The sequence below is a fragment of the Microbacterium sp. NPDC077391 genome (assembly GCF_040686955.1).
Taxonomy (GTDB): domain Bacteria; phylum Actinomycetota; class Actinomycetes; order Actinomycetales; family Microbacteriaceae; genus Microbacterium; species Microbacterium commune.
Genome location: NZ_JBFBMI010000003.1, coordinates 502,698 through 519,586, shown reverse-complemented (window position 1 = coordinate 519,586; position 16,889 = coordinate 502,698). Strand labels below are relative to the sequence as shown.

The window sequence follows — 16,889 nt, the reverse complement described above, 5'->3', positions numbered from 1 at the left end:
GTCATGGGGTGGGCTCCTGCGCGGTCCAGGCGTCCATGCCGCCGGAGAGCACCACGGCGTCGCGGCCGGCAGCACGCAGGGCTTCCGCCGCACGCCGCGCGCGCACCCCGGCCTGGCAGATCACGACGATCCGCTCGCCGTCGATCGCGCCGGGGTCGGCGAGCACCCGCGCGAGGGGCAGGTGGGTGGCATCGGGGATCATGCCGGTGGCGACCTCGGCATCTTCCCGCACGTCGAGCAGCAGCGCACCCGCCTGAGACTCGACGACGAGGTCGGCGACCGCGATGTGCGGAATCGTCCGCTTCGCCTCGGGCTCCGGCACCGCCCGAGCGCGAGCTCGAGCCGGACGCAGCGGCACCTCGCCCATCTTGGCGCGCAGCGCGTCGATGACGAGCACTCTGCCCAGCAGCGGGTCGCCGATGCCGGCGATGAGCTTGATCGCCTCCATCGCGAGGATCGACCCGGCCTGCAGGCAGAGCGCTCCGAACACCCCGACCGCGGCGCACGTGGGCAGCTCGCCCACGCTGCCCTCCGGATACAGATCGCTCAGCACGACGGCGTCGACGCCCTCCGGCGGCGACGACCAGAAAACCGTGATCTGCGCGGCGAACTCCTGGATGACGCCCCACACCAGCGGGATGCCCAGCCGCTCGGCGGCGGCGGCGACCACCAGGCGCGTCTCGAACGTGTCGGTGCCGTCGATCACCAGGTCGGCTCCCGCCAGCAGGTCTGCCGCGTTGCCGGATGCCAGCCGCGCGCGCACCGGTCTGACGACGGTCTCGGGTGAGAGGTCGGCCGCGACGCGCACGGCACTGTCGACCTTCGGCCTGCCGACATCATCGAGCCGGTGCATCACCTGGCGCTGGAGGTTGGACAGCTCGACGTCGTCATCGTCGATGATCGTCAGGGTTCCGATCCCCGCTGCGGCGAGCGCGAGCACGACGGGCGCACCGAGTCCCCCAGCCCCGACGACCGCGACGTGGGCGGCGTGCAGGCGGCGCTGCCCGATCTCACCCAGCCCGGCGAGAACATGGTGGCGCGCGGTGCGCACGCGCTCGGCGTCGCTCAGGGCCTCGACGGGCTCGACGAGGGGCGGCAGGGGCATACTCCGAGCGTACGGTCCTCGTCGGCGGCGGGCCAGCACCGCTCGCCGGGGAAAGCCCGCACCCCGGGACCGAGGTTCCGCAGATGCGGCGTTTTTCTCCCCCAGCGCACCCAGATGCGGGAGCACCGCGGCTAGAGTCGGCTCATGACCTCATATCGCATCGCCGACGCGGCCCGTCTGCTCGGCGTGAGCGACGACACGGTGCGGCGCTGGATCGACCACGGGGCGCTGCCGGTGACCGGCGACTCCCCCGCCCGCATCCCCGGGGCCGCTCTCGCCGAGCACGCTCAGCGCCTGGCCGACGCGCCCGCAGACGACTCCGACCCGTTCTCCAGCGCGCGCAATCGCTTCACGGGGCTGGTCACCCGGGTGCAGATCGATGGCGTGATGGCCCAGGTCGACATCCAGGCCGGTCCGCATCGCGTGGTCTCGCTGCTGTCGGCCGAGGCCGCCCGGCAGCTCGATCTGCAGCCCGGTTCGCTCGCGTCCGCCGTGATCAAGGCGACGAATGTGGTCATCGAGACGCCGAAGGAGATGCGGCGGTGAGGTCGCGGGTGGTCGGGATCGCCGCGCTGCTCGGCGTGCTGCTGCTCACCGGATGCACGCCGGCGGCGCGCGGGGGTGACAGCCTCGATCCGAACGGCGAGGACTCCGGACCGGGTATCGAGCAGACCGGTGCGACCGGGGAGGTGACGGTGTTCGCCGCCGCGTCGCTGCGCACCGCGTTCGACGAGATCGCGGAGTCGTTCGAGCAGCAGCACCCCGCCGTCACCGTGAACCCGATCGTCTACGACGGCTCGAGCACCCTGGTGACGCAGCTGATCGAGGGCGCGCAGGCCGACGTGCTCGCCACGGCCGACGAGCGCAGCATGCAGTCGCTCGTCGACAGCGGGCTGGCGGCCGGCCCGCAGCCGTTCGCCACGAACACGCTGGTCGTGGCCGTGCCGGCCGGCAATCCCGGCGACGTCGAGACCCTCGCAGACCTCGCCGACGTCGTGACCGTGCTCTGCGCCCCTCAGGTGCCCTGCGGCGCGGCGACCGCCACGCTGCTCGAGACCGCGGACGTGCGGGTCTCCGCGGCGAGTCTCGAGCAGAACGTCACGGCGGTGCTGCGGAAGGTCGCCGCCGGAGAGGCGGATGCCGGAATCGTCTACGCCACCGATGCGGTGGGCGACGATGCGGTGCAGAGTTTCGCACCCGACGGCGCGGACCAGGTCGTCAACCGCTATCCGATCGTGACGCTGGAGGATACGGGCGAGGCGGCCGCCCTCTTCACCACCTTCGTGCGCGGACCCGAGGGGCAGCGGATCCTGCAGCGGCTCGGATTCGGGACACCGTGACGGCGCTCCCCACCCCCGATCGTCGCTCGACCACGCGTCGCGGCGGCATCCGCGACACCGGCACCGGCACGCCCTTCACGCTGATCGCCCCGGCGGTGCTGGGCGTTCTGCTGCTGATCCTGCCGCTGCTGGCGCTGGTCACCCGCGCGTCCTGGGCGACGCTGTGGCAGGACATCACCTCTCCGGTCGCCGTCGACGCGCTACGCCTGTCGCTCCTCAGCGGTCTGGCCGCCACGGCGCTCTGCCTGGTGCTCGGTCTTCCGCTGGCGCTGCTGATGGCGCGTTCGGGTCCTCGGGTGTCCGCCCTGCTGCGCGCGCTCGTCGCGGTGCCGCTCGTGCTGCCGCCGATGGTCGGCGGCGTTGCGCTGCTGTTCCTGTTCGGCAGGACCAGTCCGATCGGCCGGATGCTGTCTGATGCCTTCGACGTGACCCTGCCGTTCACCCCGACGGCGGTCGTGCTGGCGCAGGCGTTCGTCGCCCTGCCGTTCCTCGTGCTCGCGGTCGAGGGCACCATCCGCAGCGTCGGCGGCCGATACGAGCGCACCGCGGCGACGCTGGGCGCGAGGCCGTGGCGGGTGCTGTGGCGGGTGACGCTGCCGCTCGCGGCGCCCGGCATCGTCGTGGGCGTGATCCTGTGCTTCGCTCGGGCGATCGGCGAGTTCGGGGCCACGGCGCTGTTCGCCGGCAACGCCCCCGGGGTGACCCAGACGATGCCGCTGGCGATCTACACGGCGTTCAACGGGGCGGGCACCGGGCGCGAGACGGCGGTGGCGCTGTCGATCCTGCTGCTGGCGACCGCGGTCGTGGTGCTGCTGCTCGTGCGCGCGTGGCGACCGGGAGCGCTGAAGTGACGGGCGCTCTCGACGCGCACGTGATCGTCGAGCACGCCGAGCTCGACGTGCGCCTGTCGCTGAGTCCCGGCGACGTGCTCGCGGTGATGGGCCCCAGCGGTGCCGGCAAGACGACGCTGCTGGATGCCATCTCGGGTCTCACCCGTCTCGACGCCGGGCACGTCGACATCGACGGCGATCGGCTGGCGGATGCCACGCGACACATTCCCCCGTCGCGGCGCGCGATCGGCCTGCTCGGGCAGGACCCGCTACTGTTTCCGCACATGACCGCCATCGGCAACATCGCGTTCGCCGCGCGGTCGGCAGGTTCGTCGCGCGCCGAGGCGGTCGCGGTCGCCGCCGAGTGGATGCCGCACATCGGGCTGCCCGGACACGGTGATCGCCGCCCGGATCAGCTCTCCGGTGGTCAGCGTCAGCGCGTCGCCCTCGCCCGCGCCCTCGCGGCGCGCCCGCGGCTGCTGTTGCTGGATGAGCCGTTTAGCTCGCTCGACGTGCTCGCCGCCGCGCAGCTGCGCGAGGTCGTGCACGACCAGCTGCACGGCACCACGACGATCGTCGTCTCGCACACGGTCGCCGACGCTCACGCCCTGGCGGATCACCTGCTCATCCTCGAGCACGGCCGCATCACCCAAGAGGGCCCCCTCCACGAAGTGCTGGCCACCCCGGACACCCCCTTCACCCAGGCGGTAGCCGCCACCCGCTGACCCCTTCTCCCCCCTTTCCCCTTTCTTCACTCCCCACCGCCGCCCCGGCTGCACACCGAGTAGGGCGTAGGGACGTTCCCGGAGTGAGCATCGGGGAGGGACCCGCGAAGCGGGAGGGGCACCCGTTCTGCGAACGAAGGGAACGTCCCGGAGCCCGGCCCCGTTTCCAGAAACCTCCAGAACGTCCCGACCAGGGACGTCAGGGACGCCGCAGCCGCGCCGGGTCCGGCGTCGACACCGGATCCCAACCCCGCTTCGGCGACTGCGACCCGCGGTGGTCGTCACGCGAGCGGTACACGATGTACGGCCGGAACAGGTAGCCGACCGGCGCCGAGAACACGTGCACGAGCCGGGTGAACGGCCACAGGGCGAACAGCAGGCAGGCCGTGATGACGTGCAGCTGGAACAGCAGCGGCACCTCGAGCATGAGCTCGGGCCGAGGGCGGAAGATCATCAGCTCGCGCATCCACGGCGAGATCGTCTCGCGGTAGTAGAACCCCGATCCGAACACCTGGTACACGAAGGTGGCGAGGGTGCCGAACGCCAGCGTGGCACCGAGGAAGACGAACATCACCTTGTCCATCACAGTCGTCGCGAGGAACACGGCGGGCACGGTGCGGCGGCGGAAGACGAGGATGGCGAGACCGGCGAGGGTGAGCACGGCGGCGAACGAGCCGAGCACGGTCGCGCCGATGTGGTAGATCTCCTCGCTGATCCCGATGGCGTACAGCCATTCGCGTGGGATGAGCAGGCCGACGACGTGGCCGGCAATGACCATGAGGATGCCGAGGTGGAACATCGGCGATCCCCAGCGCAGCATCCGGTTCTCGTAGCTCTGCGACGAGCGCGTCGTCCAGCCGAACTTGTCGTACCGGTAGCGCCAGATGTGTCCGAGGATGAACACGGCCGCGCACACGTACGGCAGCGCCACCCAGAGCAGGAACGGCATGGTGTTCATGATCACTCCCCGGTTCGGCGGAAGGCGGGCATCGGCAGGCTCATCCCGACCGTCTCGGTCGGCGGGCCCTCGTTGACGAGTGCGAGCACGCGCTCGCGGGTGCGCTGGTCGACCTTCGGCAGCGACAGCGTGACCGCGCGCACGACCTCGGCCCACGGGCTGTCCATCCCCTCGAGCGCGGCACGCAGCACCTCGATGCCCTCGCGGTGCGCGGCGAGCACGGCGTCGGCGACCTCCGACTGCGACCGCGCCGAGAACTCCAGCACCGCGGGCAGGTAGTCGGGCAGCTCGGCCGCGTCGAACTCCCACCCCGCGGCGCGGTACGCGTCGAGGAACGTGACGAGCGCCGTGCCGCGGCGGCGGGTGTCGCCGGTCGCGTAGTAGCTGAGGTACAGCGAGCACTTGCGCTTGAGGTCGAAGGTGTTCACGTAGCGCTGCTGCCACTCGGACGCGCCGGCGTCCCGCGCCTGCTGCAGGAACTGCTGCAGCGGCTCGGCGATGACCGTCGGCAGTGCGGCGGTGTGCGCCTCGAAGACGTCGAGCCGCGCGAACCACTGCGCGTCGGGGTAGTCCAGCAGCAGAGACGCGAGCATGTGCACGGTCTGCCGCTGCGGGCCGGTGAGGGATGCCGGCGCCAGGGCATCCGGCAGCCGTCGGCGCGGGGTGACGCGAGGGGGAAGGACGGTGCTCACGGTGCTTCCTCGTCGTCGTAATGGCGCGGCTCGGCGCGCTCGGAGGGCGGGAACAGCCCGTTCGGACGACCGTTTCCGTCCCAGTTGAGCAGGTTGACCCGTCCCGGCGACGAGGGCCGATCGGCGGTCTGCCGGTCGGCCAGCGCGTGGAAGTTCTCCACCGCGACCGGCACCGACGTGCCGCTGGCCGCGCCGAACGGCCCGCCGGCGCCGCCCATGCCGGGCCCGCCGTCGTAGTCGAGCGAGCAGGCCATCTCCTCGAGCTCGTGTGCGCGCTCGGAGTGCGCGGTGGGGATGACGTAGCGCTCCTCATACTTCGCGATCGCGAGCAGCCGGTACATCTCCTCGATCTCCGCGCCGGTCATGCCGACCGCGTTCGCGATCCGCTCGTCCCGCTCGTCGTCGATGCTCACACCGCGCATGTACGAGCGCATGGCGGCGAGCTTGCGCAGCGACGCGTCGACCGGCCCGATGTCGCCGGCGGTGAACAGCTCGGCGAGGTAGCCGATCGGGATGCGCAGCTTGTCGATCGCCGCGAACAGCGTTCGGGCATCCTCCCCGTCGTTGCCCGAGCCGGTGACCACGTCGACCACCGGCGAGAGCGGCGGGATGTACCAGACCATCGGCATGGTGCGGTACTCCGGATGCAGCGGCAGCGCCACCTCGTAGTCGTGGATGAGGCGCCAGACGGGGCTGCGCTGGGCCGCCTCGATCCAGTCCTCGGGGATGCCGTCGCGACGCGCCGCCTCGATCACCGCGGGGTCGTGCGGGTCGAGCAGCACCGAGCGCTGCGCGTCGAGCAGCTCGTGCTCATCTTCCACCGACGCCGCCTCGGCGACCCGGTCGGCGTCGTACAGCACGAGTCCCAGGTAGCGCAGCCGGCCCACGCAGGTCTCCGAGCACACGGTCGGCAGGCCGACCTCGATGCGCGGATAGCACATGGTGCACTTCTCGGCCTTGCCGGTCTTGTGGTTGAAGTAGACCTTCTTGTACGGGCATCCCGAGACGCACATCCGCCAGCCGCGGCAGGCGTCCTGGTCGACGAGCACGATGCCGTCCTCGGCGCGCTTGTACATCGCGCCGGATGGGCACGATGCCACGCACGACGGGTTGAGGCAGTGCTCGCAGATGCGCGGCAGGTAGAACATGAAGGCCTTCTCGAACTCGGCCTTCACCTCCTCGCTCATCTTCTGCAGGATCGGGTCGTCCTGCATGGTCTCGATCGAGCCGCCCAGATCGTCGTCCCAGTTCGCCGACCACTCGACCTTCATGTCCTTGCCGGTGATCAGGCTCTTCGGGCGTGCGACAGGGGTGTGCGCACCGCTGGGCGCGTTCACGAGCATGTCGTAGTCGTAGGTCCACGGTTCGTAGTAGTCGTCGATCTCGGGCAGCTTCGGGTTCGAGAAGATGCGCGCCAGCTTCGCCAGGCGTCCCCCCGAGCGCAGCCGCAGCCGACCGCGCTTGTCGCGCACCCAGCCGCCGCCCCACTTCTCCTGATCCTCGTAGCCGCGCGGGTAGCCGACGCCCGGTCGCGTCTCGACGTTGTTGAACCAGACGTACTCCACGCCGGTCCGGTTGGTCCACGCCTGCTTGCACGTCACCGAGCACGTGTGACACCCGATGCACTTGTCGAGGTTCATCACCATCGACATCTGCGCCATCACCTTCATCGGTACTGCACCTCCTGGTTGCGGCGGCGGATCGTGGTGACCTCGTCGCGCTGGTTGCCGGTGGGTCCGAGGTAGTTGAACGCCCACGCCAGCTGCGCGTAGCCGCCGATCAGGTGGCTGGGCTTGAGCAGGATGCGGGTGAGGGAGTTGTGGATGCCGCCGCGCTGACCGCTCATCTCGCTCAGCGGCACATCGACCGTGCGGTCCTTCGCGTGATACATGTACACCGTGCCCTCGGGCATCCGGTGCGAGACGTTCGCCCGGGCGACGACGACGCCGTTGCGGTTGTACGACTCGATCCAGTCGTTGTCGCGCACTCCGATCTTCGCCGCGTCCTGCGGGCTCATCCAGATCGTGGGGCCGCCGCGCGAGAGCGAGAGCATGAACAGGTTGTCCTGGTACTCGGAGTGGATCGACCACTTCGAGTGCGGGGTCAGGTAGCGCACGTGCACCTCGGTGTGGGTGCTCTTGCCTGGCACGACATCGCCGAACAGCCGGTGCATGTCGAGCGGCGGCCGGTAGATCGGCAGCGCCTCGCCGAGCTCGTCCATCCAGTCGTGGTCGAGGTAGAAGTGCTGACGCCCGGTGAGGGTGTGCCACGGCTTGAGGTGCTCGACGTTGATCGCGAAGGCCGTGTACCGGCGGCCGCCGTGCTCCGATCCCGACCACTCCGGCGAGGTGATGACGCTGCGCGGCTGCACCGAGACGTCCTGGAAGCTGAGGTGCGTGCCCTCGTGCTCGTCGGCGAGGAACGTCATCTTCTGGCCGGTGTGCTTCTCGAGCTTCTCGAATCCCTGCACCGCGAGGCGTCCGTTGCTCGTTCCCGACATCGCCAGGATCATCTCGCAGGCCCGCTTGTCGCTGTCCAGGCGCACGCTGCCCGCGTACGGGCCGGTGGTGACGGTGCCGTTGAGGCGCTTGAGGCGCTCGATCTCGGGCTCGGCCCGGTAGGTGATGCCCTTGGTCGTGAGTCCGAGCTTCGCGGTCAGCGGGCCGAGCGACTTCCAGCGCTCGGCGAGGTTCGGATAGTCGCGCTCGACGACGGTGAGCTTCGGCATGGTGACCCCGGGAACGCGGGGCAGATCCTGCACGCGTCCGTGCGGAGTCGCCATGACGTCGGGGGTGTCGTGCTGCAGCGGCGTCGCGACGACGTCGCGGCGCACGCCGAGGTGCGTGCGCGCCATGTCGCTGAACTTCTCGGCCAGGATGCGGAACGTGTCGAAGTCGGTCTTCGTCTGCCACGGCGGCGCGATGGCCGGGTTGAAGGCGTGGATGAAGGGGTGCATGTCGGTCGACGACAGATCGTGCTTCTCGTACCAGGTCGCCGCGGGCAGCACGATGTCGCTGAACAGCGTGGTGCTCGTCATTCGGAAGTCGGCCGTCATGAGCAGGTCGAGCTTGCCCTCGGGCGCCGTGTCGCGCCAGGTCATCGACACGGGACGCGAGTCCTCCGGCGCCTCGTGCGCGCGCACCGACGCGTCGGTGCCCAGCAGGTGCTTCAGGAAGTACTCGTTGCCCTTGCCCGACGAGCCGAGCACGTTCGCTCGCCAGATGTTCATCACGCGCGGGAAGTTCTCGGGGGCGTCCGGGTCCTCCACCGCGAAGCGCAGCGAGCCCTCGTCCAGGCTGTCGACGATGTGCTGCGCCGCATCCTTGCCCGCAGCTTCGGCCTCGTCGGCGAGATCGAGCGGGTTGCGGTCGAAGGTCGGGTAGCTCGGCATCCATCCGCGCTGCACGGACTCGACCAGGCAGTCGGCGGTGGTGCGGCCCTCGAACCTGCCCAGACCCAGCGGGGAGGCCAGCTGGTCGGCCGGCAGCCCGTCGTAGCGCCACTGGTCGGTGGCGAGGTAGAAGAACGCCGTGCCGATCGTGTGCCGCGGCGGACGCCCCCAGTCGGCGGCGGCCGCGTACTGCTGGTAGCCGGTGATCGGGCGCACCTTCTCCTGCCCGACGTAGTGCGCCCATCCGCCGCCGTTCACGCCCTGGCATCCGGTCATCGTCGTCAGGGCGAGGAAGGTGCGGTAGATCGTGTCGGAGTGGAACCAGTGGTTGGTGCCCGCCCCCATCAGGATCATCGAGCGTCCGCCCGAGCGGTCGGCGTTGTCGGCGAACTCGCGCGCGATGCGGATCGCCTGCGGCGCGGGCACCGAGGTGTGCTCCTCCTGCCAGGCTGGGGTCCCGGGGCTCGACGCGTCGTCGTACCCGCTGGCCCACTGCCCGGGCAGGCCGTCGCGGCCGACGCCGTACTGCGCGAGCATCAGGTCGAACACGGTGGTGACGGTCTTGCCTGCGATCGTGCGCACCGGCACGCCGCGGGTGACCGCACCCGAGCCGCCGGCGTGCTCCTGCCCGGGCTCGGGATCGAGGTCGAAGCGCGGCAGGCGCACCTCGGCCGCCTCGCCCGCCCAGTCGGCCAGATCGGCGACCGACAGCGGCGGCACGACGTCGCCGAGGTCGAGGTTCCAGCGGCCCTCGTCCTCGGGGGTGAAGCGATGCCCGAGCGAGCCGTTCGGCACGACGGCGCTGCCGTCGGCATCCATCAGCACCGGCTTGAAGTCCGCGCGCGGCTGTGCGGCGGCGGCGCCGTCGAGGTCGGACGCGGTGACGAACTTGCCGGGTACGAGACCGCCGTCGCGCTGTTCGAGCTCGACGAGGAACGGCGCGTCGGTGAAGCGGCGCATGTAGTCCTCGAAGCGCGCGGTGCGCTTCTCGACGAAGTGCTCGCGCAGGATCACGTGCCCCATCGACAGCGCAAGCGCGGCATCCGTCCCGGGGTGCGGGGCGACCCACTCGTCGGCGAACTTCGTGTTGTCGGTGTAGTCGGGCGAGACGGTGATGACCTTCTGACCGCGATAGCGCGCCTCGGCCATGAAGTGCGCGTCGGGAGTGCGGGTGACCGGCACGTTCGAGCCCCACATGATCAGGTAGCCGGCGTTGAACCAGTCCGCCGACTCGGGCACGTCGGTCTGGTCGCCGAACACCTGCGGGCTCGCGACGGGGAGGTCGGCGTACCAGTCGTAGAACGACAGCATCGTGCCGCCGATGAGGTTCATGAACCGGGAGCCGGCGCCGTGCGACACCATCGACATCGCCGGGATGGGCGAGAAGCCGGCCACGCGGTCGGGGCCGTACACCTTCACCGTGTGCACGTGCGCCGCCGCGGCGATCTCCATCACCTCGTCCCACGTCGTGCGCACCAGGCCGCCCTTGCCGCGGACGCGCTTGTACGACCGGGCCTTCTCGGGGTCTTCGACGATCGACGCCCACGCGTCGACGGGATCGGGATGCTGCGCCTTCGCCTCACGGTAGAGGCGGGCGAGCGTGTCGCGGATGTACGGGTACCGCACCCGGGTCGGCGAGTACGTGTACCAGCTGAACGCGGCACCACGCGGGCAGCCGCGGGGCTCGTACTCCGGCGAGTCCGGACCGACGCTCGGGTAGTCGGTCTGCTGCGCCTCCCAGGTGATGATGCCGTCCTTGACGTACACCTTCCACGAGCACGATCCGGTGCAGTTCACCCCGTGCGTGGAGCGCACCACCTTGTCGTGCGACCAGCGGTCCCGGTAGAACGAATCGCCCGATCTGCCGCCCTGCAGGAACACCGCGCGCAGGTCGTCGGAGGTCTCGCCCGGCCGCACGAAGCGGCCCATGTTGAGAAGCGCGTCGGCGAGCGGACCATCGGTCGCGGCGTCGCGGTGAGTACGGGTTCCGGGGGTCATCTCTGTTCCTTCCGGAGGACGGCTGGTACTCCAGCATCCTGTCCGGATGCCCGGCCCGTTACAAGGGTTCACCGTTTTTATTCATTTCCGACCGGCAACTTCCGCACCGCTTTTCTCCGGCCCGCAACGTAGCCAAGTCGCCCGAAGCGCGCTACCGTCGCCGGTATCGAAGGGATGCACGATGACTGCCGCCACCACTTCCCCCGCAGGCACCTCGACCGAGCTCCGGGGCGGCCTCGGCCAGGTGCTGCTCGCCACCCTCGCCTCGACCATCGCGTTCTGGGCATGGATGTCGATCTCGCCGCTGCAGAAGACCTACGCCACCGAGATGGGACTGGATGAGGGGCAGATCTCCCTCATGCTGGCGACGCCCGTGCTCGTCGGCGCGCTGGGCCGCATCGTCGTCGGTGCGATGACCGACCGCTTCGGTGGGCGCAAGATGTTCACGGTCGTGCTGCTGCTCTCGGCACCGGCCGTGCTGCTGGTCGCCCTGGCCGGCAGCATCCGCAGCTTCCCGCTGCTGATGCTCGCCGGTTTCTACCTCGGCGTGGCCGGCACGATCTTCGCCGCCGGGGTTCCGTTCTCGGGCGCCTGGTTCCCGCCCGAGAGGCGCGGCTTCGCCACCGGCGTGTTCGGCATGGGCATGATCGGCACCGCCGTGTCGGCGATGTTCACCCCGCGGCTCGCGCAGGACATCGGCTACCTGCCCACCCACCTGCTGATCGCGGGGGCGCTGGTGGTGATGGCGGTGCTGGTGTGGTTCTTCATGCGCGAATCCCCCCAGTGGCAGCCCAACCACGAGAAGCTCGTGCCGAAGGTGATCGGCGCGCTCAAGCTGGCGGTGACCTGGGAGATGGCGTTCCTGTACGGCATCGTGTTCGGCGGGTTCGTGGCGTTCTCGACGTTCCTGCCCAAGTACCTCACGACGATCTACCCCGACGACGTCGACGCGCTCGGCGCGGGCATGCGCACCGCGCTCTTCGCCGCGGCGGCGGTGGTGGCGCGCCCGATCGGAGGTGTGCTCGCCGACCGGTTCGGACCGAAGGTGATCTCGCTCGTGTCTCTGGGCGGGATCGTGAGCCTCGCGTACATCGTCGGCCAGCAGCCGGCCGAGGGCATCGTCACGGGCGTCACGTTCATCCTGATGGCGGCGGCGATGGGCCTCGGCATGGGTGCCGTGTTCGCCTGGATCGGGCCCTCGACGCCGAAGGAGAAGGTGGGAGCGGTGAGCGGTGTGGTCGCGGCCGCCGGAGGCCTCGGCGGATACTTCCCGCCGCTCGTGATGGGCGCGACCTACGACGCGTCGACCAACTCGTACCACCTGGGCCTGTGGCTGCTGGTGCTGGTCGGAGCGTTCGCGCTGGTCGTCGCCGGCATGCTGCGGGATGTGGGTCGCAAGGGCGCCTGAGCGCGGGTGACCGGCTCAGCGCAGGATGACGGGAAGCGTCGCCCACCCCGCCAGCGGCGGCAGATGCCGGGTGGGCGTCCGGTCATGCGCGAAGTCGACGCCGTCGGTGCCCGCCAGCAGGGCGACGGTGATCGCGCGCAGCTCGGCGTACGAGAGGTCGCGACCGGGGCAGACGTGCGGACCGGCGCCGAAGACGAGGTTGTGCTCGGCGTGCGCCTCGGGGTCGAAGCCGGGCGAGAACACGTCAGCGTCGCGGTTCGCCGCCGTCCAATCCAGCAGCACGGGCGAGTCGGCGTCGAGCGTCACGCCCGACGGCGTCGTCACCGGGCAGGTGGTGACCCGCTTGTTCGCCACGAACGGGTCGTCGAGGCGCAGGCACTCGCCGAGGATCGCGTCGAGCTCGGCGGTGGCGTGCGGTGCCTGCTGAGCCAGGGTCCGCACGCGCTGCTGCCAGCGCGGACGCTCGGCCAGCCGGTGCACCACCACCCCCACGCAGCGAGCCAGGGAGCCGAGGTCGCCCGCCGTCCAGTTGCGCAGGATCGAGACGATCTCGTCGTCGGAGAGCGGCCGCCCGTGCACGCGCTCGGCGAGCAGTCGATGGGTGGCGTCGTCGGCGGCGCCGCCGGGCGTCGTCGCCTCGCGATGCGCGGTGACCTGTCGGGTCACGATCTCGTCGAACCACGCGGCCACGGCGGCGTTGCGTGAGCTGTCGCCCGCGCGCGCAGCGGCGTAGTTCTCGGCCATCCACTCGCGCAGCTCGCTCTCGAGGGAGTCGGGCCAGCCCAGCCAGCGGCACTGCGCGCGCACCGCGAACACCTCGCCGAGGTCTGCGACCGCGTCGATCGGCTCGTTCCTCGGCAGCGCGGCGACGACCTCTCGGGCCGTCGTCTGCAGCATCTGCTCGAGGGAGGCGACGAGCTCGGGAGTCATCTGCCGCTCCACGACGTCGCGGAACGCGCGATGCTCGGCGCCGTCCATGCCGTTCGGCACGTGCAGGTGGTGGGAGGTGCGGCTCGAGAATCGCTCGGGATCCCGCGCAGCCGCGATCACATCGGCGTGCCTTGTCAGTCGGACGGGTTCGGTCATCGTGTCTCCTTCGGCCGCCTTCAGGCTAACGGCGGGGGCGGAGAGCACGACCGTGAGAAACCGGGTTCGCGGTCTCGGATGCCATCGTGTCGGATGCCGGGGATAGCCTTGCTGCATGGCCACCCGCAGACCCGCCCCTCCCGCTTTCGTGTGCTCGGAATGCGGCTGGACGACGGCGAAGTGGGTCGGCCGGTGCGGCGAGTGCCAGCAGTGGGGCACGGTGCAGGAGCAGGGCGCGAAGACGGGGCTGGCACGGCAGACCGAGGCCGTCGCGCCGTCCGCGAGCCGCGCCGCTCGGCCGATCACGCAGATCACGACCGCCGACGCGCCACGGCGCAGCAGCGGGGTCGGCGAGTTCGACCGCGTGCTGGGCGGCGGCATCGTGCCCGGCGCGGCGATCCTTCTGAGCGGCGAGCCGGGTGTCGGCAAGTCCACGCTGCTGCTCGAGGTCGCGGCATCCACCGCCCGCACCGGCCGCCGCGTGCTCTACGCCAGCGCCGAGGAGTCACCGGCCCAGGTGCGGCTGCGCGCCGAGCGCACGAACGCGCTGCACGACGAGCTCTATCTCGCCAGCGAGACCGATCTGGCCACCATCCTCGGTCACATCGACGACGTGAAGCCGGATCTGGTGATCGTCGACTCGGTGCAGACCGTGGCATCCGGTCTCATCGACGGAGCCGCCGGTCAGCCGAGCCAGGTGCGCGAGGTCGCCGCGACGCTGATCAGGGTCGCGAAAGACCGCGGCCTGCCGGTGATCATCGTCGGGCACGTGACCAAAGACGGGCAGGTCGCCGGCCCTCGGGTGCTCGAGCACCTGGTCGACGTGGTGTGCCACTTCGAGGGCGACCGGCAGACGGCGCTGCGCTTCATCCGCGCGCTGAAGAACCGCTTCGGGCCGACCGACGAGGTCGGATGCTTCGAGATGACCGGTGCGGGCATCTCCGAGGTGCCGGATCCGAGCGGGCTGTTCCTCTCGCAGGGTGCGGCAGAGCCCGGCACGTGCGTGGCGATCGCGCTGGAGGGGCGACGCGCTCTGCCGGTCGAGGTGCAGGCGCTGACCATCGAGTCGAACGCCCCGAACCCGCGCCGCGTGGTGCACGGTCTCGACGCGTCGCGGGTGGCGATGGTGCTGGCGATCCTCGAGCGGCGTGCCGGCATCCCGACCTCGAAGCTCGACGTGTACGTGTCGACCGTGGGCGGGGTGCGCTTCACCGAGCCGGCAGCCGACCTGGCCATCGCCGTCGCCGTGGCGGGGTCGATCCGGCAGTGGTCGGTGCCGCGCACCGTCGCGGCGGTGGGCGAGCTGTCGCTGGCCGGCGAGATCCGCCCCGTGACGCAGGCACCCCAGCGGCGTGGGGAGGCCGCGCGACTCGGCTACCAGCAGGTCGTCGATGACCGATCGAAGACGCTGCGCTCCGCGCTGACCGACATCCGCGCCCGCGCCACCGATCGACGGCCGGAGGCGTCGATCCCGCCGTTCTGACGGGGGTCAGGCGTCGAGCGCCTTGAGCAGCTCCGCGGGCGGCGCCTGCATCGGGTGCGGGCCGGCGATGTCGAGGAACACCGTGGTGATGGTGTCGCGGTGCGTGTTCAGGAACGACCTCAGCCACGTCGGCGAGTAGATGCCGACCCCGGGTGGCAGGTTGGCGGGCTTGTGCTTGGCATCGCTGAACAGCAGCAGCGCGACGTCGCCGGTGTTCGCGTCGCGGTACGTCCACACCTCGCCGCTGTCGAGCGGATTGTCACGGGCCCCGGGCTTGATCAGCGGGACGACCGTGTTGCCGTTGCGGAGCGCGAGGGCGACAGCCGCCATGTCCTGCTTCTCGAGGGCCTGGGCCAGAGCCTCAGAGCGGAAGTCCTCGGGTGCGGGGCGCTTGCTGCCTGACTTCTTCTTCGCCATGACACCAGCCTAAGAGTGGGGCCCTCTCGAGTCCTCCATTGGGGACTGGGGAACTCGAGAGGGCCCTCCGGTTCTCGGTCGCGGCGATTGTCGAAGCGCTGGGGACGCTGGTCTCGACACCACTGGGGATGGCTTGCTGCGACAGAACTGAGAACCTGACCTCCATGGTATCCCAAAATATCGTTCGTGTCAGCCACAGATCGAGAAAGAGTTCGAGTCCGCAGTGGCGTTTCGCTCAGCGCAGCATGATCTGCTTGGGCGTCTCGCTGCTGAAACCGCCGATCGACACGGCGACATGATACGAGGCTCCGCCTCCCGGTGCGCGAGGACGATTCTGCTCTGCACAGGTCTCGGTCGATGAGCGCGTGCGATCCCAGACGACCGGCGTCGCGCTGGTGACCGATGAGCCGGCTTCGAGGGTCACGATCATGTCGCTCGATTCCGACTGGCAGTCGGTCGAGCGCCACCACACATCGTCTCCGCTGCTGACCGTGAACGTCTGCGTGCTCGAGCCCACGTTCAGCGTGCAGTCGGCTGCGCCGCGGTTCGTCAGCGAGATCGACAGCTGCGGCAGCGCCTCGGCCGGATAGGTGTCGGCATCGGTGACGGCGGTCACGACCACGTCTTCCGCGGTGCACGCCGCGATGCCCGGGGTCTCGGTGGGCTCCGGCGACGGCGTCGCGCTGGAGCTCTCGGGGGTCGGGGTGGTCGTGGCCTCAGGGTCGAGCGTCGGGTCGGCGGGCGCGGCGGCCGACCACGGCTGTGCGATCGCCAGCCACACCCCACCGCCGACGGTGGCGAGCACGAGAACGAGAAGCACCAGCACCGCGAGTCGGCGGCGACGGTAGACGGCGACGGACTGGCGGGGCATGACTCCAGGCTAATTCAGGTGCTTGATCATCCTCGTGTTGCCGAGCGTGTTCGGCTTGACGTGAGCGAGATCCAGGAACTCCTCCACGCCCGCATCCCCGCTGCGCAGCAGCTGCGAGTACACGTCGGCGCCGACCACCTGCTCGCCGATCGGCTCGAAGCCGCGGCGCGAGAAGAACTCGGTCTCGAAGGTGAGACAGAACAGCCGGGTCAGCCCGAGCTGTCGCGCGCGATGCTCGAGGTCGGTGACGATCGCGCGGCCGACGCCGTGGCGCAGGTAGTCGTCGCGCACGAGCAGGGTGCGCACCTCGCCGAGGTCCTCCCACATCACGTGCAGGGCGCCGCAGCCGATCAGCTGGCCGTCGGCCTCGGCGATGACGAACTCCTGAACGGCGCCGTAGAGCACGGCGAGATCCTTGCCGAGCAGGATGCGCTGGTCGACGAGCGGCTCCAGCAGCGCGTGGATGCCGATGACGTCTGTGCTGCGGGCGGGGCGGACGAGGAAGTCTGTCACGGCTCCACCCTAGATCGACCGACCCGCAGCGAATCCGCATGACCGCTGGGAGTCGGCATCCTCATCTGATTG

The 16,889-nt window shown here is 70.3% G+C and carries 15 protein-coding genes; 6 read left to right on the top strand and 9 right to left on the bottom strand.

All coding sequences use genetic code 11. From position 1 onward, the window contains the following. Position 1 precedes the first annotated feature (1 nt). Complete coding sequence (locus AB0O65_RS10570) at positions 2–1,105, bottom strand: HesA/MoeB/ThiF family protein (RefSeq protein ID WP_071641718.1); 1,104 nt, start codon at positions 1,103–1,105, stop codon at positions 2–4. Between the two features lie 144 nt (positions 1,106–1,249). Between AB0O65_RS10570 and AB0O65_RS10565 the strand changes: the two genes are divergently transcribed. The 4 genes from AB0O65_RS10565 to AB0O65_RS10550 are packed head-to-tail and all read left to right on the top strand — an operon-like array spanning position 1,250 to position 4,000. Next, positions 1,250–1,651 (top strand): TOBE domain-containing protein, encoded by a 402-nt coding sequence (locus AB0O65_RS10565; protein WP_071641719.1) that lies wholly within the window; start codon positions 1,250–1,252, stop codon positions 1,649–1,651. Continuing rightward, positions 1,648–2,445 carry a molybdate ABC transporter substrate-binding protein gene (gene modA / locus AB0O65_RS10560; protein WP_363384865.1) on the top strand — a complete coding sequence of 266 codons (798 nt, stop codon included), beginning with the start codon at positions 1,648–1,650 and terminating at the stop codon, positions 2,443–2,445. The genes AB0O65_RS10565 and modA overlap by 4 nt, the downstream gene beginning before the upstream one ends. Before the next feature lie 47 nt (positions 2,446–2,492). Continuing rightward, the gene (locus AB0O65_RS10555; RefSeq protein ID WP_071641822.1) at positions 2,493–3,296 is read left to right on the top strand and encodes an ABC transporter permease; all 804 of its coding nucleotides are present in this window, start codon (positions 2,493–2,495) and stop codon (positions 3,294–3,296) included. Beyond that, entirely contained in the window at positions 3,293–4,000 is a 708-nt protein-coding gene (locus AB0O65_RS10550) for an ATP-binding cassette domain-containing protein (protein WP_363384862.1), read from the top strand. The genes AB0O65_RS10555 and AB0O65_RS10550 overlap by 4 nt, the downstream gene beginning before the upstream one ends. A 199-nt stretch (positions 4,001–4,199) precedes the next feature. Here the strand turns inward: AB0O65_RS10550 and narI are convergent, their stop codons facing one another. Genes narI through AB0O65_RS10530 form a run of 4 tightly spaced genes read right to left on the bottom strand, consistent with a single transcriptional unit; the run spans position 4,200 to position 11,039 of the window. Next, positions 4,200–4,958, bottom strand: coding sequence for a respiratory nitrate reductase subunit gamma (narI, locus tag AB0O65_RS10545; RefSeq protein WP_071641725.1), 759 nt, complete (start codon positions 4,956–4,958; stop codon positions 4,200–4,202). A 2-nt stretch (positions 4,959–4,960) separates the two neighbouring features. Next, positions 4,961–5,650 carry a nitrate reductase molybdenum cofactor assembly chaperone gene (gene narJ, locus AB0O65_RS10540; protein ID WP_071641727.1) on the bottom strand — a complete coding sequence of 230 codons (690 nt, stop codon included), beginning with the start codon at positions 5,648–5,650 and terminating at the stop codon, positions 4,961–4,963. Next, entirely contained in the window at positions 5,647–7,320 is a 1,674-nt protein-coding gene (gene narH, locus AB0O65_RS10535; protein WP_363384857.1) for a nitrate reductase subunit beta, read from the bottom strand. Before narH ends, narJ begins: the two co-directional genes overlap by 4 nt. Then, positions 7,317–11,039 (bottom strand): nitrate reductase subunit alpha, encoded by a 3,723-nt coding sequence (locus AB0O65_RS10530; protein ID WP_071641731.1) that lies wholly within the window; start codon positions 11,037–11,039, stop codon positions 7,317–7,319. The genes narH and AB0O65_RS10530 overlap by 4 nt, the downstream gene beginning before the upstream one ends. Before the next feature lie 181 nt (positions 11,040–11,220). Here AB0O65_RS10530 and AB0O65_RS10525 point away from each other — a divergent pair, with 181 nt between their 5' ends. Next, positions 11,221–12,447: an MFS transporter gene (locus tag AB0O65_RS10525; protein ID WP_083428628.1), complete on the top strand. Its 1,227-nt coding sequence runs from the start codon at positions 11,221–11,223 to the stop codon at positions 12,445–12,447. Positions 12,448–12,462: 15 nt separating this feature from the next. Here the strand turns inward: AB0O65_RS10525 and AB0O65_RS10520 are convergent, their stop codons facing one another. Continuing rightward, complete coding sequence (locus tag AB0O65_RS10520) at positions 12,463–13,533, bottom strand: cytochrome P450 (RefSeq protein ID WP_363384853.1); 1,071 nt, start codon at positions 13,531–13,533, stop codon at positions 12,463–12,465. A 115-nt stretch (positions 13,534–13,648) separates the two neighbouring features. Here AB0O65_RS10520 and radA point away from each other — a divergent pair, with 115 nt between their 5' ends. Next, positions 13,649–15,016 (top strand): DNA repair protein RadA, encoded by a 1,368-nt coding sequence (radA, locus tag AB0O65_RS10515; RefSeq protein ID WP_071641735.1) that lies wholly within the window; start codon positions 13,649–13,651, stop codon positions 15,014–15,016. A gap of 6 nt (positions 15,017–15,022) precedes the next feature. Here radA and AB0O65_RS10510 read toward each other — a convergent pair whose 3' ends face one another. The 3 genes from AB0O65_RS10510 to AB0O65_RS10500 form a co-directional block, all read right to left on the bottom strand. After that, the gene (locus AB0O65_RS10510) at positions 15,023–15,433 is read right to left on the bottom strand and encodes a dehydrogenase (RefSeq protein WP_071641737.1); all 411 of its coding nucleotides are present in this window, start codon (positions 15,431–15,433) and stop codon (positions 15,023–15,025) included. Between the two features lie 235 nt (positions 15,434–15,668). Then, on the bottom strand, positions 15,669–16,304 hold the full coding sequence (locus AB0O65_RS10505; RefSeq protein WP_363384848.1) for a hypothetical protein: 636 nt from the start codon (positions 16,302–16,304) through the stop codon (positions 15,669–15,671). Between the two features lie 9 nt (positions 16,305–16,313). Continuing rightward, positions 16,314–16,817: an amino-acid N-acetyltransferase gene (locus AB0O65_RS10500; protein WP_363384845.1), complete on the bottom strand. Its 504-nt coding sequence runs from the start codon at positions 16,815–16,817 to the stop codon at positions 16,314–16,316. Between the last annotated feature and the right edge of the window lie 72 nt (positions 16,818–16,889).